The 2,863-nt window shown below is 65.6% G+C and carries 1 protein-coding gene; it reads right to left on the bottom strand.

The features are described from left to right. Positions 1-2,479: SGNH/GDSL hydrolase family protein (locus tag ACYVDE_RS19185; protein WP_460503150.1), on the bottom strand; the 2,479-nt coding region annotated here is incomplete at its 3' end. Between the last annotated feature and the right edge of the window lie 384 nt (positions 2,480-2,863).

The raw sequence follows: 2,863 nt of genomic DNA, 5'->3' as shown, positions 1-2,863 counted from the left end.
GGCCGGCCAGGCTGACGAGGCCGGCCGTGGGGTTGGGGTAGAGGCTGATTTGGGCGGCGAAGGCGCTTTCGCGCACCGCCAACGGGCCGCTGAGGCGGGCCAGCGTGTTGGTGCTCTGGGCCAGGTTGGCGAGCGAGTCGGTGTTAGCCACGCGGCGGCCGTCGAGGGGGGCGTACATTTCCAGGCTGCCTTTCAGGAGTGAGTCGGCGGCCACGGCCAGGATTTCGTCCTGGTTCATGCCGGCGCGCCAGAACATCCAGTCGCGGAACTGCACGCGGGTGGGGGCGGCCGGGCCGCCGAGGTTGAGCTGGGTGGGGCGCAGGCGCTCCTGCACGGTGCCTTCCTTCACGCTATCTACGTAGAGCATGGTGGCGCCGCGGGCGTAGTAGTGCGTGAGTACCAGCTTGTGCCAGCGGTTGTTGGCTACGGCGACTGTGCCGGTAATGCTGCCGCCCTTGGCCGATTGGTACGTCACCACGCCGCCGCTGCTCACGTTGAGGGTACCGGCGGCAATGCCCGCGCTGTCGCGGATTTCGACCAGCCGGCCCGCGCCCGCCGTCCTGAACCGGATGGCCTGGGTGAAGGGATGCACCACTTCTTCGGGCACCAGGTGCACCACGCGGGTGGCCGCGCCGGTGGTTTTGGTGAGGGTGATGCCGTTGCTGGCCTGGCGGCGGGGCAGGGGCTTGTTGGCGTTCAGGGCATCGAAGAGGGAGGGTACCAGGGTGTACATCAGCTCGGTGTGGCCCAGGTCGTTGGGGTGCAGCGCGTCGAACCAGTAGCCGCTGGCGTAGCGGCCGTTGCCGTCGTCGACGCCGCCGAGCAGGTTCACCGTGGGCACGCTCCAGCCGTGAAGCAGCAGGTTCATCTGGCGTACGAAGGTGTACTGGGTGGCGGCGTAGTCGTTGCGGCCGTAGCCCAGGGCCACCACCGGCGTCAGGCCGTCGGTGCGCGCCAAGCTGATGATGCGCTGCATGTTGGTGCGGAACTGGTCGAAGATGGGCTGCCCGCCCGTGATGATGCCTTCGTTGCCGAGCACCAGGCCCACCAGCACGTACTTGCTGCCGGTGGGCAGCACGTCGTTCTCGAAGCGGCCCAGCACGTCGATGGTATTGTTGCCGGGCACGCCCAGGTTGGTCGTTACCCAGGGGCCACCGGCGCCGACGGCCGCGCGGCGCGTCAATAGTTCCGAGTAGAGGGTGGTGTAGCCGCGGTTGTTGCCGGTCGAGCCCACGCCGGTGAGCACCGACGAGCCGATGAAGGCAATTTTGTTGGGGTTCTGCGGGTAGTAGGCTTGCAGCGCCAGGTCGTCGAAATACACCGCGCCGGTGGCCGCGCCGGCCGCGTTTCGCCACACGGCCGCCGCCTTCACGAAGGCCGTGCCCGCCGGAATGGTGCCCACAGCTTCGAGCCGCGTCCAGGCGTTGGTGGGCGAGGCGGCCACCAGCGAATCGGACTTGAACCGGCCCAGTAGCGCCATGCTGCTGTTGTAATACAGCAGTTCCAGATGCGCCGACTGGCTGCCGCTGAGCGCCGCGGCCGACGGATTGTAGAAGTAGCCGCTCAGCTTGTAGCTGTTCACGCCCGTGGCGGCGCGGTAGCTGATTTGCTGCTCCAGCCCCAGGCTGCCGCCCGTCAGCTGGGCCGCGTAGCTGCCGCTGCGCTTGGTGCCGTTGCTCACGGTGGCGGCCGCGCCGGTGCCGCGCGCCACGGTGGTCCAGAAATTCAGGTTGCCCAGCTCGAAGCCGGGGTTCTGGAAGGCGTAGTACACGGGCGTGGTGGTACTGCGGCCGGGCACCACGTCGATGCGCATCAGGTTGAGGTAGGCGTAGGAGCCCACCGTCTTGCTCAGCTCCAGCGTAATCAGGCCAGTGCCGTCGGCCGTCAGAGTGTCCGAATCGGTGATGGTGTTGTTGTTGCCGGCGTAGCCGTTGGCGCCCACGTTGGGCCCGGTGGTCGTTTGGGTGATGGTGCTGGTAGTGGCCCCCACGAAGCGGTATTGCGACACGCGCGTTTCGGTGGTGGCGTTGCGACTGCCGAATACGTGGAACACGTAGCGCTTGGTGCGGTCGAGGCCGCTGATGCGCAGCGTGCCCGTGGCCGTACTGCCGGTGCCCTGCACGAAGAAATAGTCCTGCGTGGCCGTGGCAATGGCGTACTGGCCCAGCAGCGCCGCGCTCGGGGCCAGCAGCCCGCCGGTCACAATACCGTTGGTGAGGAAGTTGGGCCCGACTTTCAGCTTGATGCCGGTGGCCTGTCCGGTTTTGTCCAGGAGCCGGAAGGTATCGGCCACGCCGGTCTGGTTCAGGATGTTGTTCCAGTAGTTACCATTGGCGTCGGGGCTGGGCGTGCTGTTGCCATTGGTGCCGTCGTTGGGCCCGAAATCGGCATACACCGAGCGCACCGGTACCGTGGTCTGGGCCTGCGCCGGGCCCAAGGCCAGCGCGCTCAGCGCCAGAAGGATTAGTGGTTTTTTCATGGGTAAGCTAAAGAAATAATATTCGGTTATTATTTGAAATTGAAGCTGTTTGGAAAGTTGCCGGAAGTCGTTAGAACGTCATGCTGAGCGGAGTCGAAGCATCTCTCCCGCTTCGTTGCATCAGCATGGATTACTTGCGCGGTAGAGATGCTTCGACTGCGCTCAGCATGACGTTCTGGTTGCTTGCTTGAGCGTAGGATGACAGCAGTTGAACCTGCAAATCATCCTTACCAACCGCCTATTCTTTCACCAGCTTCAGCTGCCGCACCTGGCCCGGCAGTGCCACGCGCAGCAGGTACACGCCGGCGGGCAGCGTGGCCGGGCGCGTCAGTTCGAGGCGGGTAGTGCCAGCGGCCAGCGTCACAGTTTCGGAGTACACCACGC

Source organism: Hymenobacter agri (assembly GCF_054778495.1).
The sequence above is the reverse complement of the archived record's forward strand: the minus strand, read 5'-3'. Positions and strand labels throughout refer to the sequence as shown.